Source organism: Mycobacterium sp. 852002-40037_SCH5390672, from assembly GCF_001665875.1.
In the GTDB taxonomy this organism is placed as follows: domain Bacteria; phylum Actinomycetota; class Actinomycetes; order Mycobacteriales; family Mycobacteriaceae; genus Mycobacterium.
On sequence record NZ_LZTA01000097.1, the window covers coordinates 123,213 to 146,968 of the forward strand.

At 67.2% G+C, this 23,756-nt stretch carries 18 protein-coding genes; 10 read left to right on the forward strand and 8 right to left on the reverse strand.

Translation table 11 applies throughout. The features are described from left to right. Positions 1-8: 8 nt before the first annotated feature. Entirely contained in the window at positions 9-962 is a 954-nt protein-coding gene (locus tag A5782_RS17680) for a class I SAM-dependent methyltransferase (protein WP_067102910.1), read from the reverse strand. A 168-nt stretch (positions 963-1,130) separates the two neighbouring features. Between A5782_RS17680 and A5782_RS17685 the strand changes: the two genes are divergently transcribed. After that, on the forward strand, positions 1,131-3,506 hold the full coding sequence (locus A5782_RS17685) for a lysylphosphatidylglycerol synthase transmembrane domain-containing protein (protein ID WP_067102912.1): 2,376 nt from the start codon (positions 1,131-1,133) through the stop codon (positions 3,504-3,506). A 6-nt stretch (positions 3,507-3,512) separates the two neighbouring features. On the opposite strand, the gene A5782_RS17690 is transcribed toward A5782_RS17685, so the two are convergent. Beyond that, entirely contained in the window at positions 3,513-6,149 is a 2,637-nt protein-coding gene (locus A5782_RS17690) for a GH92 family glycosyl hydrolase (RefSeq protein ID WP_067102914.1), read from the reverse strand. A 200-nt stretch (positions 6,150-6,349) separates the two neighbouring features. Between A5782_RS17690 and A5782_RS17695 the strand changes: the two genes are divergently transcribed. Together A5782_RS17695 and A5782_RS17700 are read left to right on the forward strand one after the other, a co-directional pair. After that, entirely contained in the window at positions 6,350-7,033 is a 684-nt protein-coding gene (locus A5782_RS17695) for an LpqN/LpqT family lipoprotein (protein WP_067102916.1), read from the forward strand. A 90-nt stretch (positions 7,034-7,123) separates the two neighbouring features. Continuing rightward, complete coding sequence (locus tag A5782_RS17700; RefSeq protein ID WP_067102917.1) at positions 7,124-7,609, forward strand: hypothetical protein; 486 nt, start codon at positions 7,124-7,126, stop codon at positions 7,607-7,609. A gap of 12 nt (positions 7,610-7,621) precedes the next feature. Here A5782_RS17700 and A5782_RS17705 read toward each other — a convergent pair whose 3' ends face one another. The 3 genes from A5782_RS17705 to galT form a co-directional block, all read right to left on the reverse strand. Beyond that, positions 7,622-8,308, reverse strand: coding sequence for a PAS and ANTAR domain-containing protein (locus A5782_RS17705; RefSeq protein WP_067102919.1), 687 nt, complete (start codon positions 8,306-8,308; stop codon positions 7,622-7,624). Positions 8,309-8,554: 246 nt separating this feature from the next. Beyond that, complete coding sequence (locus tag A5782_RS17710; protein WP_067102922.1) at positions 8,555-9,655, reverse strand: galactokinase; 1,101 nt, start codon at positions 9,653-9,655, stop codon at positions 8,555-8,557. Next, on the reverse strand, positions 9,652-10,830 hold the full coding sequence (gene galT / locus A5782_RS17715) for a galactose-1-phosphate uridylyltransferase (protein WP_067102924.1): 1,179 nt from the start codon (positions 10,828-10,830) through the stop codon (positions 9,652-9,654). The genes A5782_RS17710 and galT overlap by 4 nt, the downstream gene beginning before the upstream one ends. A gap of 38 nt (positions 10,831-10,868) precedes the next feature. Here galT and A5782_RS17720 point away from each other — a divergent pair, with 38 nt between their 5' ends. From A5782_RS17720 to A5782_RS17730, 3 genes are all read left to right on the forward strand, one after another. Continuing rightward, complete coding sequence (locus A5782_RS17720) at positions 10,869-13,091, forward strand: FUSC family protein (protein WP_067102926.1); 2,223 nt, start codon at positions 10,869-10,871, stop codon at positions 13,089-13,091. 97 nt (positions 13,092-13,188) lie between these two features. Next, positions 13,189-14,439, forward strand: a complete 1,251-nt coding sequence (locus A5782_RS17725) for a cytochrome P450 (RefSeq protein ID WP_067102928.1) — start codon at positions 13,189-13,191, stop codon at positions 14,437-14,439. A 76-nt stretch (positions 14,440-14,515) separates the two neighbouring features. Then, a complete protein-coding gene (locus tag A5782_RS17730; RefSeq protein ID WP_067103159.1) occupies positions 14,516-15,679 on the forward strand; it encodes an FAD-binding domain in 1,164 nt (387 codons plus the stop codon). Between the two features lie 7 nt (positions 15,680-15,686). Here the strand turns inward: A5782_RS17730 and A5782_RS17735 are convergent, their stop codons facing one another. Continuing rightward, positions 15,687-16,559: an alpha/beta fold hydrolase gene (locus tag A5782_RS17735; protein ID WP_067102930.1), complete on the reverse strand. Its 873-nt coding sequence runs from the start codon at positions 16,557-16,559 to the stop codon at positions 15,687-15,689. 108 nt (positions 16,560-16,667) lie between these two features. Here A5782_RS17735 and A5782_RS17740 point away from each other — a divergent pair, with 108 nt between their 5' ends. The 3 genes from A5782_RS17740 to A5782_RS17750 all read left to right on the forward strand — a co-directional run bounded on the left by A5782_RS17740 (position 16,668) and on the right by A5782_RS17750 (position 20,452). Beyond that, the gene (locus A5782_RS17740; RefSeq protein WP_067102932.1) at positions 16,668-17,567 is read left to right on the forward strand and encodes an NYN domain-containing protein; all 900 of its coding nucleotides are present in this window, start codon (positions 16,668-16,670) and stop codon (positions 17,565-17,567) included. A gap of 182 nt (positions 17,568-17,749) precedes the next feature. Then, positions 17,750-18,979 carry a cytochrome P450 gene (locus A5782_RS17745; RefSeq protein WP_067103161.1) on the forward strand — a complete coding sequence of 410 codons (1,230 nt, stop codon included), beginning with the start codon at positions 17,750-17,752 and terminating at the stop codon, positions 18,977-18,979. Between the two features lie 111 nt (positions 18,980-19,090). Next, complete coding sequence (locus A5782_RS17750; protein WP_067102934.1) at positions 19,091-20,452, forward strand: hypothetical protein; 1,362 nt, start codon at positions 19,091-19,093, stop codon at positions 20,450-20,452. 25 nt (positions 20,453-20,477) lie between these two features. Here A5782_RS17750 and A5782_RS17755 read toward each other — a convergent pair whose 3' ends face one another. Both A5782_RS17755 and A5782_RS17760 read right to left on the reverse strand, forming a co-directional pair. Beyond that, positions 20,478-21,776 carry an NRAMP family divalent metal transporter gene (locus A5782_RS17755; protein ID WP_067102936.1) on the reverse strand — a complete coding sequence of 433 codons (1,299 nt, stop codon included), beginning with the start codon at positions 21,774-21,776 and terminating at the stop codon, positions 20,478-20,480. Between the two features lie 360 nt (positions 21,777-22,136). Continuing rightward, entirely contained in the window at positions 22,137-22,631 is a 495-nt protein-coding gene (locus A5782_RS17760) for a hypothetical protein (RefSeq protein WP_067102938.1), read from the reverse strand. 154 nt (positions 22,632-22,785) lie between these two features. Here A5782_RS17760 and A5782_RS17765 point away from each other — a divergent pair, with 154 nt between their 5' ends. Continuing rightward, positions 22,786-23,754 carry a DMT family transporter gene (locus A5782_RS17765; protein ID WP_067102941.1) on the forward strand — a complete coding sequence of 323 codons (969 nt, stop codon included), beginning with the start codon at positions 22,786-22,788 and terminating at the stop codon, positions 23,752-23,754. The last annotated feature ends 2 nt before the right edge of the window (positions 23,755-23,756 follow it).

Here is a 23,756-nt window from a genome sequence, read left to right on the forward strand (position 1 = left end):
TTCTCCGGTCACGCTTCCTTTCTGGTCCGTTGCGCCGCGACGAACAGCGTCTGCGGAGTGGCGTCGTCGATGTCTTGTGGTGGTCTGCGGCCGTAGCCGGCCATCAGCTCCGGCGCCGGGGTGACCGTCACGTCCCAACCATGGCGGCCCAGCCAGTCACCCACGTCTTCGCATTCCTCGAAGTACCACAGGTCTTGCACGTCGGGAATGTCGCGGTCCGGATCCAGATCGGCCATCACGTCGCGCACCCGCTGCATGGTCTGGCGCTGCCGGTCGTGGGCGCCCTCGTCCAGGAAGTCGGGACCGGGCGCCTCCACGGCGATCCGGCTGCCTTCCGCGCCGAGTGCCTGCACCCGCTCGAACAACAGCTCTTGTGCGGCAGCCGGCAGAAACGGCAACAGCCCCTCGGCCGACCACACGCTGGGCGCCGAGGCGTCAAATCCCGCCTGCTGCAAAGCGGACGGCCAGTCGTGGCGCAGGTCGACGGGAACGTTGACCAACTCGCAGGATGGCTGGGCACCCTTGTCGCGCAGCGTCGCGGCCTTGAAGTCCAGCACCCGCGGCTGGTCCAACTCGTACACCGTGGTGCCGTGGGGCCAGGGCAGCCGCCAGGCCCGCGAGTCCAGCCCCGCCGCCAGGATCACCACTTGGCGCACGCCCGCGCCGGTTGCGTCCAGGAAGAACTGGTCGAAGAACGCCGTCCGCGCGGCCATGTAGTCGACCATCCCTTGCATCCGCGGCTTCAGGTCTGGGTCGATCTCGGCGATCTGGGCGGGCAGATTGGGAGCCGCGAACCAGTCCCACATGCCTTCTCCGGCGGCTTGCAGGAACACCCGCGCGAACGGATCGCGGATCAGCGGGTTCTCACTCTCGGTCTCCGCGGCCCGGGCCGCCGCCACACCCAGCGCCGTGGCCCCCACGCTCTCGGTGATCTCCCAGCTGTCGTCGTCCGTCCTGGCCACGCCGCTGCCCCCCAATTCGCTAGCACGCCTACCTACCCGACCCTACGCGTGCCGGATGAGCGGGAGCTGTCAACGAACCGGGTATTTACGTTAACTTGTCGGCGGGCAATTCAGCAGGCGGTAAGCGAGGTGTCAGCGGTGCCGGGCAATCCGAAGGATCGTTAATACATGCGAGTTGACGGGCGCGACATCTTCGTTTCCGGCAGCTTGCTGCAGCCGTTGACCCGGCGGACCAATGACATCCTGCGGCTGGTGCTGGCCTCGCTCTTCCTGGCGCTGGTGATCACGGGGTCGGTGATCACCCGTCCGCAGTGGATAGCGCTGGAGAAATCCGTCTCGCAGATCGTCGGCGTTTTGTCGCCCACGCAATCCGACGCGGTGTACCTGGTCTACGGAGTGGCGATCGTGGCATTGCCGTTCATGATCCTCATCGGCCTGATCGTGGCCGGGCAGTGGAAACTGCTGGGCGCGTACGCCGCCGCGGGGCTGAGCGCGATCGTGTTGTTGTCGATCAGCGGCACCGGCCTGGCCGCGCCGCGGTGGCACTTCGACGCCCTCGACCGGCTGACCACCCTGCCGGCGCAGTTGCTCGATGACCCTCGGTGGATCGGGATGCTGGCGGCGGTGCTGACTGTTTCGGGTCCCTGGCTGCCGGCGCGGTGGCGCCGTTGGTGGTGGGCGCTGCTGCTGGCGTTCGTGCCCATCCATCTGGTGATCAGCGCCATCGTCCCGGCGCGCTCGTTGGTGGGCCTGGCGGTCGGGTGGGTGGTGGGCGCGCTGGTGGTGCTCGTCGTCGGCACTCCGGGGCTCGAGGTGCCACTGGATGCCGCGGTGCGCGCCCTGGCCAAGCGCGGCTTCGCCGTCTCGCGGCTCACCGTGGTGCGCCCGGCCGGGCGGGGCCCGCTGATTCTTTCGGCCGACGGTGAACATCTCGGTGAAACTGCGCTGATCGAGTTGTACGGCCCGCATCAACGCAGCGGCGGAGCGCTGCGCCAACTCTGGGGAAAGCTGAAGCTGCGCGACGCCGAGACCGCGCCCCTGGTGACCTCCATGCGGCGGGCCGTGGAGCATCGCGCATTGATGGCGATCGCCATAGGTGAGGCGGGCCTGGCCAACACGGCGACGGTCGCCGTCGCCCCGCTGGACCGGGGGTGGATGCTGTACTCGCACCGGCCCCCGCGCGGCACACCCATCGACGAATGCGCGCAGTCGACTCCCGTTGGCCGGCTGTGGGAATCGCTGCGAGACCTCAACGACCGCCAGATCGCCCACGGCGACCTGCGCAGCCACCACATCACCGTGGAGGACGACACCGTGATGTTCGGCGGGTTCGGCAGTGCCGAATACGGAGCGACCGATGCCCAACTTCAATCCGACATCGCACAGCTGCTGGTTACCACCGCCGCCCTGTACGAACCGAAGTCCGCGGTGCGCGCGGCCATTGACGTGTTCGGCAAGGACACCATCCTGAGCGCGTCGCGCCGGCTCACGAAAGTCGCTGTGCCGCGATTCATCCGGCGGTCGGTACCGGACGCCGGCGCCGTCATCTCCGGTGCGCGGGCGGAGGTCAAGCGCCAAACCGGCGCCGATCAGATCAAGCCCCAGACCATTACCAGGTTCACCCGCAGCCAGATCGTCCAGCTGGTGCTGTTCGGTGCGCTGGTTTATGTCGCGTACCCGTTCATCAGCACGGCACCGACGTTCTTCTCCCAGCTGAGGACCGCGAACTGGTGGTGGGCGCTGGGGGGCTTGGTGGTGTCGGCGCTGACGTACGTCGGTGCGGCCGCCGCGTTGTGGGCCTGCGCCGACGGCATGGTGAATTTCTGGACCTTGTCAATCGCCCAGGTGGCCAACACTTTTGCCGCAACCACCACTCCGGCCGGCGTGGGCGGGCTGGCGCTGAGCACGCGGTTCTTGCAGAAGAGTGGCTTGTCGGCGATGCGAGCGACCGCGGCGGTGGCGCTGCAGCAGTCGGTACAGGTGATCGCGCACCTTGCGCTGCTGGTCTTGTTCAGCGCCGCAGCCGGCGCGTCGATGAACCTGCGGCATTTCGTCCCGAGCGCGACCTTGCTGTACCTGATCGCGGGGATCGCGCTGGGCATCATCGGCACGTTCCTGTTCGTGCCCACGCTGCGCAAGTGGCTGGCGACCGAGGTGCGCCCCAAGCTGAACGAGGTGGCGACCGATCTGGTCAAGCTCGCCCGCGAACCACGGCGGCTGGCCCTGATCCTGCTGGGTTGTGCGGGCACCACGCTCGGCGCGGCGCTGGCGTTATGGGCCAGCATCGAGGCCTTCGGCGGTGGAACAACTTTCGTCGCCGTCACCGTGGTCACCATGGTCGGCGGGACGCTGGCCTCCGCCGCGCCCACGCCGGGCGGTGTCGGGGCGGTCGAAGCGGCGCTGATCGGTGGCCTCGCCGCGTTCGGCGTGCCGGCCGCCGTCGGTGTGCCGTCCGTCCTGCTGTACCGGGTACTGACCTGCTGGCTGCCGGTCTTCGTCGGCTGGCCGGTGATGCGCTGGTTGACCACCAACGAAATGGTCTGAGGACGCTCAGGAGTTTTCGGACTCGGCCTGCGTGACCACGAGAACGGTTGAAGTGCGCACGCTTTGGCCGACGCTGGTGGTCAAAGACACCAGGTAGTAATCCTCGGGCACCGACTGTGCGACCGTGATAGGGACGGTGACGCTGGCCGAGCCGTCGGCGGCGAATTGACCAGACGTCGGCTTCACGCTGATTCCGACATCGGAGGACGTCCCGGCCAGGGCGTAGCCTTCGCCGGCGCCGGTCATGCGCTGCGCATCGAGGGTCACGGTGCCGGTGTGCCCGGGTGCGATGGTGACGACGGGTTGAGAAACGTTGACGGCCAACGCCGAGCTACCCTCCGCGAACGACGGTGGGGAATCCGCTTCGGCTGTGCCCCAATGCTTGTCGGGGTAGGCCGCAAGCGAGAACGCCAGCGTGCCCCCAGTACGGATGATCGACTCGGGCAGCGAGGTGTGCTGGGTGGCCTGGCCGTCGACCTTCAGGCCGCTGATGTATTTGAGGTGGTGTGGTCCGGATGCGCCCGGGGCAAAGATGCGGATGGACTTGTTTGCGGGCAAGGCGATTTCGACACGGTCGAAAAGCGGTGCGCCCATGGTCAGGATCGGCGTTCCCGGGGTGGCCGGGTACAGGCCCAGCGCCGCCCACACGTACCAGCTGGCCAGCGCGCCCAGGTCGTCGTTGCCCGGCTCACCGTCGGCGGTCGGACCGAAGAGCCCGCGCACCCGGTCGACCGTGTACTGCGTCTTCCACGGTTGACCAATGTAGTTGTACAGCCACGGCACACCGAAACTCGGTTCGTTACCGGCCCACAGGTAGGGCTGGTTGGGGCCGACATTGAGCTTCTCGGTGAAGCGGTCGAGCCGGTCGGCCACGGTCTGGCGGCCGCCGAGCGCGGTCACCAGGCCGGCAACATTGTGCGGCACCGACCAGACGTACTGTTCGGCGTTGCCCTCGTCGTACCCGACCTGGCCGAAATTTTCCGGCACGACCGCAAACCCGGGGCCGGGGCGGAAGAATCCGGTCCAGCTGCGCGGCAGGATGTATCGGGTGGTCGGGTTGAACAGGTTCTGCCAATACTGAGCCCGGTTCGCAAATTCTGCGGCGGTCGCGGCATCGCCCAGCGAGCCGGCGAATCGGGAAATGGTGAAGTCGTCGACCGACCACTCGAGGGTGATCGACGCGTCGGCGATCCAGCCGTTGCGGCCGAACTCCAACGTGAACGGCGCATAGCCCAGCCGCAGGTAGGTGCCGATGCCGCGGCGTGCCACATAGCCGCTTAGACCCGCACCACCTTTGGTCGCCCCGTCCACCATGTAGCGCAACGCCGTTTTTCCGTCGAAGTCTTTGGCGCCGAACATATTCAGGTTCACGATGAGCGGTACCACGCTGTCCCCGCTCATCTCGCCGGTCGCGGCGTTGGCGAACGCCCAGCGCGGCAGCGCGCCGCTCTGCTCGGCGTCGTTCACCAGCGATTGGGCCATGTCGCCGGCCCGGTCGGGGAACAGCAACGCCTGCAACGCCGCCAGGCATCGGTAGGTGTCCCAGTCCGAAAAGTTGGCGTACTGCGTGTGGCCGGCAGCCACGGTGTGAATGGCACCGTCGAACCCGACGTAGCGTCCGTCGGCGTCGTTGAACATGTTGGGGTGCAACAGCGATCGATACAGGGAGGTGTAGAAGGTGGTCAGATCGTCGGCATTCCTGCCGGCGACCGACACCCGGGACAGCGCTGCGTTCCATTCCCTGGACGCGGCGGCGCGGACGTCGTCGAAGCCCGCCGTATCCTCGGCCGCCAAATTCGCCCGCGCCCCCTCGATACCGACGTAGGAGATCGCGGTGCGCACCTCGAGCGTCGCGCCGGCCGGGAACTCCACATAACCGCCGCTGTACGGCGCGTTCGCGCTGCGGGCGCCGGCGTAAACCGCACTGCCATCCCAGGATCCGTACGAGGTGAAGGGCTGGCTGAACTTCATCGCGAAATACACCGTGTAGGCGTTCGGCTTGTCGCAGAATCCGCCGCTGGTGGCCCACCCCGTGATCGTCGTGTTGTCCTCGCCGATCTGGATCGTCGCGCGGGAATTGCCCGCCAGCGACGAGCCGGAGCGCACCTGGAGCAGCGCGGGGCGTCCGTTGCGGGGATAACTGAATCGGCCGACGCCCGTGTGCGCGGTGGCGGTGAGTTCCGCTTTCACCCCGGTGCCGGGGAACCGCACCGTGTAGTAGCCGGGCACACCCTGCTCGGTGTCGTCGTGGGCGATCCTTTCGGCCGCGTTCCAGGGTTGCAGGCCGACTTCACCGGTGACCGGCAGCATGGAGATGTCGCCGAACGCAGCGCATCCCACCGAGGCGTGGGTCATGCTGAAGCCGGTGGCGCGCGGGTTGTCGTAGTTGTAGCCGGCGTAGTTGCCCACGGTGTCCGGCGAGTACTGCACCATCCCGAACGGCACGGTGGCGCCCGGGAAGTTGTTGATCTCTCCCACCGTCTCGCCGCCCGTCCCGGTGCCGATGAGCGTCGCAACGTGGTCGACCGGATTCGCCACGAACACGGGCGGGCCGTCGTATCCCCTCGGGGGTGCCGCCGCGATGAAGACCATGAAGACAGCCGAGGCCGCGATGACCGCAATGAGGGCCCGCCGCGACCGCATACCTGTCTAATACTGGAAAACGACTGAATAACGGCGTATTCGCGTGGCGTTTTGGCCGTCGAGTTGGATAACGATTGGCGGATAGCCGGGGTTCGGTCAAAAGGTCCAAAAGATACCGGCAAAGTTGTAGATCATTTCGGCTACTGTCATTCCAGCTTGGCTGGCGCTGGTACCGGCCTTAATTTTCGGGAGTTTGATTAATGAAACATTTGACCCTAGCAACTATCCCCGTGGCGCTGAGTTTGGCGCTGGTCGGTTGCGGCCACGGCCACAAATCCGGTGATAAAACGTCGACGTCCACATCCGCGTCGACGACAATGTCGACTGCTACGTCTGGGTCGTCGCAAGCCAGCACACCACCGGCGGCGAAGGCCAAGTACACCATCGCCGACTACGTCAAGGACAACAACATCTCCGAGACGCCCGTGCACCACGGCGATCCGGGCCCGAACGTCGACCTGCCCGTGCCCGCGGGCTGGCAGCTCAACCAGAATGCCGGCACCTCCTACGGCGGCATCGTGCAGAGTCAGCCGGCCAATCCCTCCGATCCGCCCACCGTCTCGGCGCTGTTCTCCAAGCTGACCGGCAATGTGGACGCTGCGAAGATCCTTCAAGCCGCCCCCGGCGAGGTGCAGAATTTGCCCGGATATGACGGGCCCGGTGACGGTTCGGCGGCCACACTCGGCGGTTTCCAGGCCTGGCAGCTGGGCGGCACGTACCAGAAGGGCGGCAAAACCCGCGTCATCGCGCAGAAGACGGTGGTGATCCCCAGCCAGGGCGCAATCTATGTGCTCCAGCTCAACGCCGACGGCCTGGAGAGCGACCAACTGCCGTTGATGGATGCCACCCACACCATCGACGACCAGATCACCATCACCGGCTGAGTCCAGATGCGCGGGCCGCGGAGACCGGCGAGCTCCGCGGCTTGCCCCGCATCGCTAGGCCCGGGGCCCGGTGGGCTCTACGGTGAACGCATGACAGAGCAGTCGTATGCGGTGGACGCCGGGCACCCGCCCTCGGTGCTGATGCGGTTTATCAATCCGATGATGAGGTTTCTGCTTCGGACTCCGCTCGCAGGCCCGGCCCGTAAGCAGCTGATGGTGCTCAGTTTCACCGGGCGCAAGACGGGACACCCGTATTCAATTCCGTTGAGCGCTCATGTGATCGGCGATGACCTGTACGCGCTGACCGGCGCTGGATGGAAGCAGAACTTCCGCGACGGCGCACCGGTGCAGGTCGTTTACGACGGCAAGACGACCGCGATGCGCGGTGAGCTCATCCGCGACCGGGCCGTCGTCTCCGATCTGTTGTTTCGCTGCGCCGAGTCCTATGGCTTCCGGCGCGCACAACGCATGATCGGACTGAAGTTTCGCGACCAGCGCATACCGACACGCGATGAGTTCGCCGAGGCGGTCGACCGGCTGCATCTGGGTGCGGTCCGGCTGAGTCCGGACGAGTAGGACCGAGCCCGCTCAGGTGGTGTCGTCGGTGCTGGGCGCGCGCAGGTGCGGGCTGCGCAGGCGCTGGTCGAATCGCGAGCGCGCGGTGATGACCTCTTTGCCCAGCGCCGCGAAGTCTTCGGCGATCCGTTGGGCGAGCAGTCCGAGCTTCGTGTTTTCCGACTGGGACAGCGTTTTGAGCATGTTGAAGGCGGCGTCCTCGTCGATGCCGTAGATCAGCATCAGCATGCCTTTGGTGCGGTCGATCACGCCGCGGCGCCCGGCGATTTCGGCGACCTTCGCGCTGATGGATTCCTCCCGGCTGCGGACGGGCGCGGGGATGAGTTCGAGGTAAAAGCCGTGGGTTCCGACGACTTCCCCGTCGTCATCGCAGAATTGGTCGCCCACCACCAGGACGTGGTGGATGATGCCGCCGGTGTCCACGATGCGATGCCGCGTGGAAAAAGCCTGACGGCGCCTGATCATGTCATTGATGCCGTCGGCAACCTGAGGACGGTCGGCCGGATGCTTGTGCGAGAGCACCAGTTCCGTGGTGGGCGTCACGGTGCCGGGTTTGTAACCGTGCATGCGCTGCACCTGGTCGGACCACACCCAGCGCTGGCCTTCGAAGTAGAAGCGGAACCAGCCCGCGGATTGCGGCGTCGCGCCGGCCAGGCCACGCTCGATCGCCGCGGCTTGGTTATCTAGTTCCCAAGCCACGGCTGACGTTTCGCGTTGCGGGTGATCGAGTTGGCGGCCGAAAGCAGTAGCGATCGCGCGTCGATCGCTACTGCTCGGGCGGGAAAGCCGGCACTGCACCTGCAGGAGTGAGGAAACCCCATGGCGGTCAGGTTACATTTCCTGACCACTGGTCACGGCGGAATGACGAAATTGGCGGGAGAGTAAGTTTGGGGGCGGCTCAGCGGACGCGCCGCTGTCCGCCGCCCGAGGTTGACGCCGGCTCCCTCACGCAAGTCCCGCGCCCGCGGCCGCGTGGGTTCGGGTGACGGTGGGTTGCTCGAAGCCGGCGTCGACCGCGGCCCGCTGCACCGCCTCGCCGACCGCGTCCGCCCGGTCCAGCGGGACCAGGGCGATCACACAGCCGCCGAATCCGCCGCCGGTCATCCGGGCCCCCAGCGCGCCCGCGCGCACGGCGGTGTCGGCGATCAGGTCGATGCGTTCGGTGGTGATGCCGAAGTCGTCACGCATGGAGTGGTGTGAGGCGGTGAAAATCCGCCCGGCTTCGGCGTAGTCCGACTTTCGCAGCGCGGCAACGCAATCGATGACCCTCTGGTTTTCGGTGAGCACGTGGCGGGCGCGACGGGCGTCGACAGGGTCACGCACGCCGGCCAAGACGGCGGGCCCCTGATGGCCCGCGATGTCCTGCACCTCGCGCAGGGAGGACGCCGACAGATCGGCGGCCGCCCGCTCGCACGACGCGCGCCGCGCCGCGTAATCGCCGCCGGCATGGCTGTGGCGTTCCCGGGAGTCGATCAGTAACAACGCAACATCCGCGGCGGCCGGGTCGAAAACCACCGGCGTGACAGTGAGGTCGGCGAAGTCGATCAGCACGGCCGTCGTTTCCCGGCCGAAGAGCGAGGCGAACTGGTCGAGCAAACCCGTTGGCGCGCCGACGTACTCGTTTTCGGCGCGCTGGGCCAGCCGGGCCTGTTCTCCTGCGTCGATGCGGACACCGGCGGCAGACGCGATCGCGCCCAGCGCCGCGCATTCCAGCGCCGCCGACGACGACAGGCCCGACCCCATTTCCACGTCACTGGTGATCGACATCGTGCCGCCCGGCACCGGGTGGCCGCCCTGGCGCAGCGCCCACATCACGCCGGCCACATAGGCCGCCCAACCGCCCACCTCACCGGGAACGGTGCCGATCCGAACGCGCACCGGGGCGTGCGCGCGGTCACTGACCACGGTGATCGCGTCATCGTCGGCGGGCGTGAACGTCGCCACGGTGCGCTGCGGCAATGCGAGGGGCAGCGCGAAACCCAGGTTGTAGTCGGTATGTTCGCCGATCAGGTTGATCCGTCCCGGTGCGGCGTAGCGGATCGTCATCGCAGTTCGCGCAGCCGCTCGGCGACGCTTTCCGGGGTGACGTCGGCGATGAAGGCATCCATCGCCGATTCGGACGCTGCGAGGTACTTGAGCTTGGTGGCGCTGCGCCGGATGGACATCAATTCGACGTGGAAATACCCCTCGGCCTGCGCCGCGGTGTCGGCGTATTGATGCAGCGCCGAGATGTAAGGCAGCGGCGCGGAATACATGCGGTCGAAGCGCTTGAGCACGTCGAGGTAGACCTGCACGAATTCGTCCACCTCATCCTCGCCGAGTTCGGTCAGGTTGTGCACGAACCTGTTTGGGTAGATGTGCACCTCGACCGGCCAGCGCGCCGCGAACGGCACGAACGCGGTGAACAGCTCGTTGCGCGCGATGACGCGGCTGCCGTCGCCGACCTCGCGTGCCAGCAGGTCGCCGAAGAGGTTGCTGCCGTGCCGTTTTCGATGTAAACGCGCCTGCTCGAGCATGCTGGCGGTGCGCGGCGTCAGAAACGGGTAGCCGTAGATCTGGCCGTGCGGGTGGGTCAGCGTCACCCCGATTTCTTCGCCGCGGTTCTCGAAACAGAACACCTGCTCGACGCCCGGTCTGGCCATCAGGTCGGCGGTGCGGTGCCGCCACGCCTCGACGACCAGCCGCGCGTGCTCCGGCCCCAGCTGGGCGACGGACCCGGTGTGGTCGGCCGAGAAACAGATCACTTCGCAGTGGCCATGCCCGGGCGCGCTCGCAAAGCCGTCATCGGCGGGCACCGGCGCCGGGGCGGGCAACGACGGCAGCGCGCCGGACAGGCTGGGGAATCGGTTCTCGAACACGACGACGTCGTAGTCGGGGGCGGGCACCTCACTGGTCAGCCCGGTCGGACCCGGGCACAGCGGGCACGCCTCGGGCGGCGGCTTGTACGTGCGGTCCTGGCGCAGCGCCGCGATGATCACCCACTGCCCGGTGGATCGGTCGAACCGCAACTGCGACTGGGCAGGGAGCTCGGTGGCACGCGAGGGCAGCGGTCGGCGATCCTCGACCGGCGCCGGACGATGCCCGGGCAGCGCGAAGAACAGCAGGTCACGACCGTCAGCCAGCTTCGCCCGCGTCGGCCCCGTCACGATGTCGAAGACTAGCTTGGTCGCCGAGGTGCGGTTCGGGTAACCATGGTGGGTAAGCGCAAGAGAGGCGGTCATCCGAAATAACTGTTGTTTACGAACGCGCCCGCAACTGGGTGATCGGCTCCGATCCTGGCTTACTCCGGCTGCGAATGGCGACTCGGACGACGGCCGCGCTTGGCCTTTCGCTGCTGGCGCTGTACATCCTGACCAGGGCGACGGGACAACCCCTGACCGTCGCCCTGTTGGGTGTCGTCATCACCATGGTCGCGTCACGCTCGGTCAACGAACCCGACCCTCGTCAGCAGCGGATCACCATGGCGCTGCTGCCCCTGCCGGCCGCGGTGGCCATCACCGCGGCCGCGGTGCTGGCCCCGCACACGGTGGCCAGCGACGTCGTCTTCGTGATCGTCGTGTTCACCGCGGCGTACGTCCGGCGCTTCGGTGCGCGGGGCAGGGCGCTGGGCATGGTCGCGTTCATGTCCTACTTCTTCACGCTGTACCTGCATGCCCGCCTCGCGGAGCTGCCCTGGATGATCGGGGCGGTCGCGGTGGGCGCCGTGTGCACCTTTGTGATGAGCACCTACGTGATGCCCGATCGACCCGAGCAGGTGCTGCGTGCCACCATTCGGGCGTTGCGGGCCCGGATGGCGATCGTCATCGACACCACCGCCGAAGCGGTGCGGACGGGCCGCCTCGATGACCGGCGCCGCCGCCGCATGCGGGCCCGCACCGTCCGGCTCAACGAGACCGCCCTGATGGTGCAGAGCCAGATCGAAGACAAGGCCGACCCGGCCACCCTGTGGCCCGGCGTCACCGCCGAACAACTGGCCCCGTGGCTGCTGGATGCCGAGCTGGCCATCGAATGGGTGGCCACCGCCGGTCGACGGGCGGCCGTCCTTGCCTGTGAGTCCCCGGATTCGATCCCCGTGCCCACCCGGGCCGCACTCGTCGACGCGCTCACCGAATTGGCGCGAGCCATCCGGCTTCCCGAACCCGAGGGACTGCGCCGGGCCGCCGATCAAGCGCAGCGGCTGCTGGACGAGCAGTGCCCCGCTTCAGCCCCGGGGGGTGATGACGCGGGCAGCACGGCCGTACGCCGCCTCGCCCTGGCGATAATCAACGCCGCGACAGCTTCTTCCGACGTACGGGCAATCGTCGAGCGAGTGGCCACCGGCCGGCCCATCGACGAGGCCGACAACGAACCTGCCCCGGTGCCCGATGGCCCCGCGTCCGACGCGGCCACCGGGGAAGAGCAGGCCACCGGACTGCCGCCGACCACCCGGCAAGCCATCCAGGTATCCGTCGCCGCATCGTTGGCCATCGTCGTCGGCGAGCTGGTGTCGCCGGCGCGCTGGTACTGGGCGGTGATCGCCGCGTTCGTCATTTTCGCCGGCACCAACTCCTGGGGCGAAACCTTGACGAAGGGCTGGCAACGCCTGATCGGCACCCTGCTCGGCGTGCCCTGCGGCGTGCTGGTGGCCACGCTGCTGACCGGCCACAAGACCGCCGCGCTGGTCGGCATCTTCGTGTGCTTGTTCTGCGCCTTCTACTTCATGACGGTTACCTACAGCCTGATGACGTTCTGGATCACCACGATGTTGGCGTTGCTGTACGGCCTGCTCGGCCAATTCTCGTTCGGCGTGCTGATGCTGCGGATCGAAGAGACCGCGATCGGTGCCGTCATCGGGGCCACCGTCGCGGTTGTCGTGCTGCCGACCAACACCAGAACCGCGATCCGCAGCGATACCCGGGCCTTCTTGACGAGCCTGTCCCTCCTGATCGAGATCTCGGCCGCGACCATGTTCGGCGAAGAGGAATACGCCAGCCCCTCGGAACAGGCGCGTCAGCTCGATCGGGACTTGCAGCAGTTCCGGGTCACCGCCAAGCCGTTGGTGGCCGGTGTCGCCGGATTTGCCGGGCGGCGCAGCATCCGCCGCGCCCTGCGGATCTTCACGGCCTGCGACCGTTACGGCCGAAGCCTGGCGCGCAGCGCCGAGCAGTATCAGGATCCGGTCGGGTCACCATCGCTCGCCGAGGAACTAGCGCAAGCCTTTTCGGCGGCCGCGGCCCAGACGCGACGCAACATCGAGGCGTTGCAGGAGGCCATCGAGGGGGGCCACGCACCGACGCTGGTCTCGGCGGCCGACGAGCTTGATGCCGCCGAAACGGTGGCGCGGCAACAGGACGGCGACGGCCGCGGCGACCTGGGCGCGGACACCCGGCGATTCCTCACCGCCGTGCACGCCCTGCGCCAGATCGAGCGCGCCGTCATCACCGCGGCCACCAATCTCGGTGGGCGCGAAAGCGTCAGGACGGCCAGTCCCGCGTCGCGCTGATCCGGTGCGCCCCGAGATTTGCTAGGCGATCCGAACGCGCGCGGTTACCATCGTGCTAACCGCCGCGGTCAGCCGGCAGGAGTCGAGGAGAAATCCCATGGCGACACCGAACCTTCCGCCGAGCTTCGATTTCACCGATCCCGACATCTACGCCCAGCGGCTTCCAGTGCAGGAGTTCGCCGAACTGCGTGTCACGGAACCCATCTGGTGGAACGAGCAGCCGCTCGATCAAGGCGGCTTCGGCGACGGCGGCTACTGGGTGGTGACCAAGCACCGCGACATCCGCGAGGTCTCGTTGCGCAGCGACGTCTTTTCGTCGGCCGCCAAGTCGATCGTGCCGCGTTACCGAGAAGACTTGGCGCAGGGGCAAATCGAGGCGGGGCGCGCCTCGATGATCATGATGGACGACCCCGAGCACAGCCGGCTGCGCAAGATCGTCTCGCGTGCCTTCACGCCTCGCGCCGTCGAGCGGTTGCGCGCCGAACTTACCGAGCGGGCGCGGTGCATCGTTACCGAGGCCGCGGCGGCGGGCTCGGGCGACTTCGTCCGCCAGGTGGCCTGCGAGCTACCGCTGCAGGCGATCTCGGGCCTGCTCGGCGTGCCGGCGGAGGACTACGACAAGCTGTTCGACTGGACCAACAACATGATCGGCGGCGACGACCCGGAGTTCGCCGGGAATGACGCGCTGACGTCGGCCGGTGAATTGATGTGGTACGCCATGCAATTGGCCGCGCGCAAGGCCGAGGAACCCGGTAACGACATCGTCACCACGCTGATCCAGGCGGATGCCGAGGGCCAGCGCCTCTCGGAGGCCGAATTCGGCATGTTCGTGGTCACGCTGGCCGTGGCCGGAAACGAGACGACCCGCAACTCGATCACCCAGGGAATGATGGCCTTCACCGACCATCCCGACCAGTGGGAGTTGTTCCAAGCGCAGCGACCCAAGACCGCAGCCGACGAGATAATCCGTTGGGCCACACCCATCACGGCGTTTCAACGCACCGCGTGCCAAGACACCGAACTCGGCGGTGTGGCCATCGAAAAGGGCCAGCGGGTGGCGCTGTTCTACCGGTCAGCCAACTTCGACGACGAGGTCTTCGATGACCCGTTCACCTTCGACATCTTGCGCAGCCCCAACCCACACGTCGGCTTCGGCGGCACGGGAGCGCATTACTGCATCGGCGCCAACCTGGCCCGCATGACGATCGAGGCGATGTTCAACGCGATCGCAGATCACCTGCCCGACCTGAGCTCGGCAGGCGATCCCGAACGGCTGCGTTCGTCCTTCATCAACGGCATCAAGCACTGGCAGGTCGACTACCGGGAGGCGTGTCCGGCGGCGCGCTAGCCGGGATCGATCGAGCACTCGGGCTGGTCGAGCCGCTGGACGTCACATGGCAGTTGGTGCGACCGTAGAGGCCATCATGAGAATCGCCATCAGCGGTGCCGGCGTGGCCGGGGCGGCGCTGGCGCATTGGCTGCATCGCACCGGCCACGCGCCCACGCTGATCGAGCAGGCACCGCACTTTCGCACCGGCGGCTACATGATCGACTTCTGGGGCGTCGGCTACCAGGTGGCCAAGCGCATGGGCATCGAAGAGCCGATCCGGGCCGCCGGATACGAGATGGAACGGCTGCGTTCGGTCGGCTCGCACGGCGAGGTCAAGGCGGACGTGGACGTGAACGTCTTTCGCCGGCTCCTCGGCACCGACTTCACCAGCCTGCCGCGTGGCGATCTGGCCGCCGCGATCTACGCCACCATCGAGGACAAGGTCGAAACGATATTCGCCGATTGCATCGCCACCATCGACGAGCGCGACGACGGCGTCCGACTCACCCTCGACAGGGGCGAAACGCGCGATTTCGACCTGGTGATCGGCGCCGACGGACTGCATTCACACGTGCGCAGTCTGGTCTTCGGCCCCGAGCGACAATTCGAGCGCTATCTGGGCTGCAAGGTCGCGGCCTGCACGGTCGACGGTTACCGGCCGCGCGACGAGCTGGCCTACGTCACCTACGCGGCACCCGGGCGGCAATTGGCCCGTTTCGCGCTGCGCGGCGACCGCACCACGTTCTTGTTCATCTTCCGCGACGAACACGGCACCGCTGTGACGCCAAAAGCGCAGCTGCACACTATTTTTGGTGACTGCGGCTGGGAAGCCAACGACATGCTGGCCGCACTCGACGATGTTGATGACCTCTACTTCGACGTCGTCAGCCAGATCCACATGAACCGCTGGTCGCGGGGCCGGGTGCTACTGGTCGGCGATGCGGCCGGATGCATTTCACTGCTGGGTGGTGAGGGCACCGGCCTGGCGATCACCGAGGCCTACGTGCTGGCCGGTGAACTCGCGCGCGCCGGCGACGACCATCGCCGCGCGTTCGACGCCTACGAGACCCGCCTACGTCCCTTCATCGAAAGCAAGCAGGCCGGTGCCGCACGGTACATCGGCTTCTTCGCCACCCGGACCCGATCCGGGCTGTGGTTGCGCAACCTGGCCCTGCGCACCATGAATTTCGCCCCGATGACAAGGCTTCTCGCGGGAAGCGTGCGCGACGACTTCGAGCTGCCCGACTACGACGGGTAGCCATCGATCACAAGCTCGGCTGCTGGCTCTCCGTGTCGCGGCGCTCGCCCGTGGCGATGAAATCCTCGATCAGCTCCACCACCTGGTTGGGCGCCTCCACCTGAGCGAAGTGACCGACATCGGGCAGCACCTCGAGTCTCGCGTCCGTGCGCGCCTCGTGCGCGGCGTACGCGTGGGCGACGGGAATGATGCCGTCGCGCTCCCCCCAGATCGCCATCACCGGTAGATCCTCACGCAGCCGCAGCCGGCTGAGCGCGCTGACCGCCTGCCCGCGGTAGTCGACGACCGATCGCAGCGTCCGCAGAAACGACTGCCGTGTTTCGCCATCCGACAGCGACGAGTAGGCGCTCCACAACTCGGCACCGCGCGGCGACTGGATGCCGGCGCTTCTCAACCAGGACCTGACCTTGTTGCCGACGGACAGCACAGGTGGCGGCGCGATGATCGGCAACACCAGCTCGGCCCCTGGCGCCGAAAGCAGCCGCAGCACCCATCCGACGTCGGGGCCCAGGCCGCCGCTGCTGATCAGGATCAACCGCTTGGCGTAATCGGGATGCTGATAAACGAACTGCATCGCGACCCCACCGCCGAGCGACTGACCGACCAGGGTGGCCTGGCTGACGCCGAGTTCGTCGAGGAAATCACGAAGCCACACCGCGAATGCGCCCAATGAGTAGTCCGTGCGGGGCTTCGCCGACTCGCCGTGGCCCAGCAGGTCCGGGGCGATGACCCGGAACTTCTTCGCTAACGGCGGTATCACCGACCGCCAGGTCTCCGAACTGCCCGCCATGCCGTGGATGAGCAGGAGCGCCTCGCCCTCACCCTCGTCGCGGTAGGCGACGCGATCGCCGTGCAGCTCGAGGAACTTGATCTCAGTCATGGGGCCTGTGTACCCGATTTGGTCCTGCTCATGATCAGGCCGGGCGAATCGTGACCGAAAACGCCTCCGCCCCGCCCGGGCGCACACGGCTGAGCAATGATCTAGTGCATGACCGAACCGGTTGCGACCCGCGTGGCCGTCTACCTCGACTTCGACAACATCGTGATCTCGCGGTACGACCAGATTCACGGGCGGAATTCGTTTCAGCGGGACAAGGCCAAGGGGCTCGAGCAGTACTCCGATCGGCTGGACCGGGCGACGGTCGACGTCGGCGCGGTCCTCGACTTCGCGTCGTCGTTCGGGACCCTGGTGCTCACTCGCGCCTACGCGGACTGGTCGGCCGATATCAACGCAGGGTATCGCGGACAACTGGTGGCGCGCGCGGTCGATCTGGTGCAGTTGTTCCCGGCGGCCGCCTACGGCAAAAACGGCGCCGATATCCGCTTGGCCGTCGACGCGGTCGAGGACATGTTCCGGCTGCCCGACCTGACCCACGTGGTGATCGTGGCCGGTGACTCCGACTACATTCCGCTGGCCCAGCGCTGTAAGCGCCTGGGCCGGTACGTGGTGGGCATCGGAGTGGCCGGCGCATCCAGCCGGGCGCTCGCGGCGGCCTGCGACGAGTTCGTCATCTACGACGCGCTGCCCGGGGTTCCGGTGCCCGAACCGGCTCCCGCCGACCCGCAGGAGGCCAAGCCGAAAAAGGGGACCGGCCGCAGCAAGTCGGTCAAGCCCGAGGAGCCCGACGAGCCCGACGAGCAGCCCGACCCGCAGACCGCCGCCACCGCGCTGCTGACGCGCGCCCTGCGGATCGGCCTGGAGAAGGACGACGTCGACTGGCTGCACAACTCCGCTGTGAAGGCTCAAATGAAGCGGATGGACCCGTCGTTCAGTGAAAGGTCTTTGGGTTTCCGCTCATTCAGCGATTTCTTGCGTTCGCGAGCCGATGTCGTCGAGCTGGACGAGACGTCGACGACGCGGATGGTGCGGTTGCGCGCGCGCGACTGAGCATCGCCGCGCGTATCGCCGGCAATCCACTTTCTTTTTGGTGTATGGCGCCTTCCCCGACCGCCCGGCCGGCGAACCGCAAGCCCTGCACCTTGCCGGGCCGATATCGTTGACACTCCTCAGTGGTGGCCATACATTGTCTGAAAGTCGTCCGCAGCGTCTGCGGAATCAAGGAGACCGTCATGACCGTCGGTGCCGCTCCCCCAAACGTTTTCGACGCCGATTTGCCGACGCTGGATTACGACCCCGAAGAAACACCCGCCCAGGTCTACCCGCGCCTGCGCGAGGCGCAGCGGCAAGCCCCCGTCGCGCTGGGACCGCACGGCCCCGAGGTGCTCTCCTACCACCTGGTCAGGTCCGTCCTTCGGGATACCCGGTTCCAGATCCCGCCCGGCATCAACCTGCTCGCCCAGGACATCACGTCGGGCCCACTGTGGGACAAGGTGGCCAACAGCCTGCTGTGCCTGGAAGGTGATGCGCACCACCGACTGCGCGGTCTGTGCTCCAAAGCCTTTACCCCGCGAACGGTTGCGCGTCTGCACGACACCATGGTCGGCGTGCTGAACGAGCTGGTCGATCAGGTGGCGGACGCGGGCCACTGTGACGTCGTCACCGATATCGCGCGCCCGTACCCCGTTCCGGTCATCTGCGCGCTGCTCGGCGCACCCCGCGAGGATTGGCAACAGTTTTCGTTGTGGGCCGACGACGTGTTCAAGGCCTTCAGCTTCACCGTCGACCTCCGCGAAGTCGAGCCGGTCGTGATGCACGCGTGGCGCGCGCTCGACGACTACGTCGACGAGATGGTCGCCCGCCGACGACACAGTTTGACCGATGACCTGCTGTCCGACCTGATTCGCGCCGAGGACGAGGGCAACCGTCTCGACGCCGCCGAACTGCGCATGCTGGCCGGCGGTCTGCTGTTGGCGGGCACGGACACCACCCGCAACCAGGTGGCCGCCTCGGTGCACGTGCTGTGCGAACACCCCGAACAGTGGCAGCTGCTGCGCCGGCGGCCCGAGCTGGCGATGCGTGCCGTCGAGGAGACCATGCGGCACTCGCCGATCGCCTGCGGAACCCTGCGCCTGGTGGTCGAGGATGCAGAAATCGACGGCTACCTGTTCCCCGCCGGCACGGCGGTGTTGGTGAATACCTTTGCAGCAAACCGTGATCCGGTCGTGTACGACGACCCCGACCGCGTTGACATCACTCGCGAGGCCGCGCCGCCCATCCTGACCTTCGGCGGTGGCGTGCACTACTGCCTGGGTGCCAACCTCGCCAGGCGCGAGATCGCCGAAGCGCTGACCGTGCTCGCGAACCGGCTGCGAAACCCGCGTACGGCCGGACCGGCGCCATGGAAGCCGATGGTGAGCCTGAGCGGACCGAAGAGCCTGCCCATCGAATTCGACCGATAGTTAGCGCCGAGCCGTCGCCTGCTGTGACAAAGACCGCCGTGCGCACAAGTCGCGGTCGCACCGGGACGGCTTTACGCTGCTTGGTTACACGAACGTAACTGGGGGTTCTTGATGCGTGCAGCCTGGGGGCATGCGGCGCGACGCTGCCTGTCCACGTGGAGGCCTGCCGCGATCGCGTCGGCCGCCTGCCTGACCGTGGCGTCCTGTTCGGAAACCGCGGCGCCGCCCCCGCTCACCCCCACCACCTCGACATCCGTCTCGAAAACCAGCTCGCGGGCGGCCGCCCCGCCCGTACCCATAACCGGGCCACTGGAAAAGGACTGGAAAAGTTACGGCGGAACCGCGTATTTCGGCTGTCCGGACAAATTCTCGGCCAGCAAATCGGCGCTCGAGGACATCCGTCCGAAAATCTTCGACCCGAAAACCGGGCAATACGTCGCACCCGCCATCCCCACGGTTCCGGCCGGGGAGAACCTCACCGGTGGCATGTGCGCGCTGACCGGCACGGCGGACGACATGAAGGTCGTGTACGTCGTCACGACCCTCAAGCCTGCGCAGGCCCCCACAGCCCCAGTCACCACAACCACCGCCTACGTCTACGACTCCAAATCGGGCCAGCAGGTGGCCGCCAAGGAGCTGCAGCCGCCCGCCCCCGACCTGAAGCTGGCCCCGCCGAAGGATTGGGGACTGGCCTCGACCGCGTCGGGCGTGGCGTGGCTGAACGCCTTCATCGACGGCCACGGTGCCGCCTCGCCGCCCCGGACAGTCGTCCTGTCCGGTGGCGACCTGTCGATGATGTGGAACGATCCGCAGCCCGGGCGGGTCTGGCAGGACGTGCTCGCGTTTGCGCGCAACACCGAGCCTGCCAAGACATCTGGCGCCGAGCTGCGCCGGCCGAGCGGAGAAGCGATCTATCAGGACAACGACGTGCAATCCGTCGACGCCGAATTGACCGACGGCCCAAACAAACTGGTGAAGCTCACCCACTGGGATTCGTACAACCCCCCGGTGCTGTCGACGATGTTCTACGACCTCAACGCCAAATCCATCATCAAGATCGGCGATTCCGACCGGATCTCGGGCGGCGGGCTGACCGCGGCCCTGTCCGACGGCAAACTGTTCGTCGACGGCCACGGCTCGGACACCTCCCAGTTCGGCTTCGGTGTGTGGAACCTGCGCAGCCAACAGTGGGACTTCCAGAAGAGCCGAGACGACGCCCAGAAACTGTCGATTTCCAAGCTGGCGTTTTTTGAAGACCACCTGTACATCACCGGCACCGGCGGAACGTTCTCCGTAATCGCCTTGCCCGCAACCGATCCCGTCGCAACGAACTGGTCGCTACGCCCGTTCGAGCGGATCTCCGGATGGACGCTGGTGTGCCGCGGCGAGACCGCGCCGGCGTCCAATGGCGAATGCAAGGAGATCGTCATGGTGCAAGACCAGGACGGCCACTACCCCGGACCCTGGTTCTGACCAGGGCTCTGACGCTGGGCCGCGCTCAGAACAGGCCGAGGGCCTGCGGCGCCATGTAAAGGCCGAAGCCGATGGTCACGAAACACAATGCGCGGGTGATGTATTTGTGCAGCCCCCGCATCCGCCATTGCTCAGGCAGCGCCCTGGCTTCCAGCGCCAGCAGCAGGCCCAGCACGATGGGCAACAGCAGCGCGTTCATGACTTCGACGTCCACGGCCAGGTTGACCAGGTCGACACTGGCCAGCACCAGCGCCGCGCCCACGATGTGGGCGAGTCCGTAGGTGAGGTAGAACTTGGCGGTGGCGCGGTTGGGCCGCTCGTTGAGGGTGTGCTTCCAGCCGAACACCTCCGCAAGCCCCCACGCACCGGCCAGCGAGGCGACGATCGCGGCTACCAGCGCCGCACCCAGCATGCCCAGGCCGAACAGCACCGTCCCGCCCACGTGGCCCAGGTAGGGCGTGAGCGACTGGGCTATCTGGCCGACGGTTTCCAGCGCCGCCCCGCCGCTGTGTTCGCCGATCGTCGAGGCCATGGTGATCACCACCGCGATCATGATCAGCTGGGTCAGCACCGCGCCGAACGCGGTGTCGTAACGAGCCTGCCGAATCGTGCTCTGCGACAAGCGCTTATCGACCACCGCGCCCTGCTGGTAGAAGATCATCCAGGGCATGATGACCGCGCCGACGTTGGCCGCGACCAAAAGCAGATATGACGAGTTGCCCAGCGGCATCGACGACAGACCGTCCACCAGTGCCTTCGGATCGGGCCGGGCCATGACCATGGCCACCAGGAACGCCAATTCGGCCGCGCCGACGACAAGGCCGATGCGTTCGACGCGCCGGTAGCTGCCGGTCAGTGCCAGCGCCAACAGCGCGACCGTCGCGACCGGGATGCTCACCCACCGCGAGACGCCGAAGAGCTCGCCCACTCCGGCGACGCCGGCGAATTCCGTCAGCAACGCCCCGATTGCCGACGCGAACAAGGTGAACGCCGAAAGCCACGCCCAGCCGCGGCCGAACCGCTCCCGGATCAGCGAACCGTGACCGCGCCCGGTGACGATGCCCAGCCGCACCGTCATCTCCTGCACGACGTAGAGGACCGGCATCAAGATCAGCTGCGGCAGCACCATCCGGTAGCCCCACTGGGCTCCGGACTGCGACGCGGTGATCAGCGAGCCCGCGTCGGTGTCGGCCAGCATCACCACCAGGCCGGGGCCCCATACCGACAGCAGTCCCCACCGCAGCCAGCGGCCACGCGTACGCAGCGATACCGGCGGCCGGCGGTCGAATTCGTCCGCCACCGGCTGCGTGGTTGTCTCCGTCACCCTGGGCCCACTCCCCTAGTCCACTGCCAGCATCAATGCTGATCCGCCCCGAGGATAACTAAGGCTGGCCTAACCGCGGCAACTTTACCGGAGAGCGCCATTGGCGAAAAACGCACTGTCAGTCTCGAGGCCGCGCGCGAGCCGCCGGCCGCCTGGGTCGACGAGCATGTCGAACGGATGGGGGCTGGCATCGCGAAGGTCGACGACTCCCTTCGGCGCGGCGCCGTGTCCATACACACGGTCACCGGGCCGCCGACGCCAACCGCCTGACCAACAAGGACGACATCGATGTGGTGACCGGCATGCTGCGCTAATCCGGCATCGCCGTCAGCCTGCACCCCGTTTAACGCTGCCGGCGAATCAACCTTCGCTACGGCGTCTTGCGCCGACAACAATGAGGGCGGTGCAGATCACCAGCACGCCGGTGGCCGCGGCTTCGGCGACCAATGCGCCGGAGTTCACGAAATCCCGGTCCGCTAGCCCGGACGCTCCCATTTCGTACTTGGTGCCACCGACCAGTACTGCCGGATTCGCCACACACACGACGGCGGTGCCGAAGGCCACCACCGCGCAGCCGCACGCGACGAGCCCAAGTCGGCGCACTCGCGACGCGGCCAGCAAGGCACCGGCGGCCGCGATCGAGGCGATCAGCACGATCCATCCCGGCGCGCCGTCCACCATGCCCGAGAGCATGGGGCCATAGTGTTCGGCGTCCTCGCCCACGTACATGCCCAGACCATTCCACCGGATGGGGAATCCCAAGTGGCTCAAGTCGATCCATGACAGAAGGGTCAGCGCCGCTGACGCGATGGCCGCGACGAGCGCCACTATGGTGATTACTCTGGTACGCACCATATTTCCTTTCGATCGGCCGGGCACGACGAACTTCCCGTCGGCCACCCAGGGTAGGGCGACCGGGGCCGGAGATCCCGAGCGGGGATACGTGCCCGGGGGCGCCGCGTCGGCCCGACGAGTTAACCGCATCGGGGTCGCGGGTACCCATCGGGGCATGGGGTGGGTGACGGTACACGCAGTTGCGATCTTCTCGGCTTTGCTTTCCGCATTGTGGGCTGCCGTGGGAATCGTCGTTCGGCAGCGAGCGACCCACCGCGTTCCCGGTGATGAGGCCATGTCCGCGGCGATGGCGGCGACCCTGGTTCGTCAGCCGCTGTGGTGGGCGGGGACCGTCGCCGCCGTCGCCGGTTACACGTTTCAGGCCGTGGCGCTGGCGCACGGATCCCTGCTGCTGGTCCAGCCGCTACTGGTGTCGTCGCTGCTGTTCGCGCTGCCGTTGAGCGCGGCCCTGTGCCACCAGCGCATCAGTCGGGCCCAGTGGGGGTGGGCGATGCTGCTGACGGCCGCACTGGCGGTTTTCCTGCTGGTGGGCCAGCCCCGTGAAGGGCATAGCCGTCCGCCGATTCCGGCCTGGACGCTGGCGCTGGCGATCACCGTGCCGTCGGTGATCGCCTCCGTCATCGCCGCTCACCGCGCCGCCGGACGGGTCCGGGCCTCGCTGCTGGGCGCCGCGGTGGCGATCCTGCTCGGCATGATCGCCGTCGTGACGAAGGTCTGCACCCACCGCTTCGCGGTCGGCGGCTGGCATGCGCTGTTGACCGTCCCGGCCCCGTATGTGCTGGTTGCGCTGGCGGTGACCGTGACCGCGGTGCAGAACTCCGCGTTTCATGCCGGTGCGCTGCAGGCGTCCGTGCCGATCATGTTGGTGGGTGAACCGGTCGTCGCCGTCCTGCTCGGGGTTGTCGTGCTCGGTGAGCACCTGGCGGTGGGCGGCCTGCCGGCGCTGGCCCTCGTCCTCGCGGCGGTGGCGATGATGGCGGCCACTATCGCGCTGGGCCGCAGTCAGGCGATCGAAAACGGCGAAGTCCCGGACGGGCAACCCATCTCGCCGTCTGACCTCGATGAAGCCGCGCTTGCGGCGGTCGGGGCGAGCGTGCCGGGCGGGCGCGATCACCTCGAGTGAGG

What these genes read in the sequence shown, in the direction of transcription:
- A5782_RS17750 (WP_067102934.1), top strand. Translation starts at nt 19,091, where the DNA reads ATGCGTGCAGCCTGGGGGCATGCGGCGCGACGCTGCCTGTCCACGTGG.
- A5782_RS17685 (WP_067102912.1), top strand. Translation starts at nt 1,131, where the DNA reads ATGCGAGTTGACGGGCGCGACATCTTCGTTTCCGGCAGCTTGCTGCAG.
- A5782_RS17765 (WP_067102941.1), top strand. Translation starts at nt 22,786, where the DNA reads ATGGGGTGGGTGACGGTACACGCAGTTGCGATCTTCTCGGCTTTGCTT.
- A5782_RS17725 (WP_067102928.1), top strand. Translation starts at nt 13,189, where the DNA reads ATGGCGACACCGAACCTTCCGCCGAGCTTCGATTTCACCGATCCCGAC.
- A5782_RS17700 (WP_067102917.1), top strand. Translation starts at nt 7,124, where the DNA reads ATGACAGAGCAGTCGTATGCGGTGGACGCCGGGCACCCGCCCTCGGTG.
- A5782_RS17745 (WP_067103161.1), top strand. Translation starts at nt 17,750, where the DNA reads ATGACCGTCGGTGCCGCTCCCCCAAACGTTTTCGACGCCGATTTGCCG.
- A5782_RS17710 (WP_067102922.1), bottom strand. Translation starts at nt 9,655, where the DNA reads ATGACGATCCGCTACGCCGCACCGGGACGGATCAACCTGATCGGCGAA.
- A5782_RS17740 (WP_067102932.1), top strand. Translation starts at nt 16,668, where the DNA reads ATGACCGAACCGGTTGCGACCCGCGTGGCCGTCTACCTCGACTTCGAC.
- A5782_RS17760 (WP_067102938.1), bottom strand. Translation starts at nt 22,631, where the DNA reads ATGGTGCGTACCAGAGTAATCACCATAGTGGCGCTCGTCGCGGCCATC.
- A5782_RS17735 (WP_067102930.1), bottom strand. Translation starts at nt 16,559, where the DNA reads ATGACTGAGATCAAGTTCCTCGAGCTGCACGGCGATCGCGTCGCCTAC.
- A5782_RS17730 (WP_067103159.1), top strand. Translation starts at nt 14,516, where the DNA reads ATGAGAATCGCCATCAGCGGTGCCGGCGTGGCCGGGGCGGCGCTGGCG.
- A5782_RS17690 (WP_067102914.1), bottom strand. Translation starts at nt 6,149, where the DNA reads ATGCGGTCGCGGCGGGCCCTCATTGCGGTCATCGCGGCCTCGGCTGTC.
- galT (WP_067102924.1), bottom strand. Translation starts at nt 10,830, where the DNA reads ATGACCGCCTCTCTTGCGCTTACCCACCATGGTTACCCGAACCGCACC.
- A5782_RS17695 (WP_067102916.1), top strand. Translation starts at nt 6,350, where the DNA reads ATGAAACATTTGACCCTAGCAACTATCCCCGTGGCGCTGAGTTTGGCG.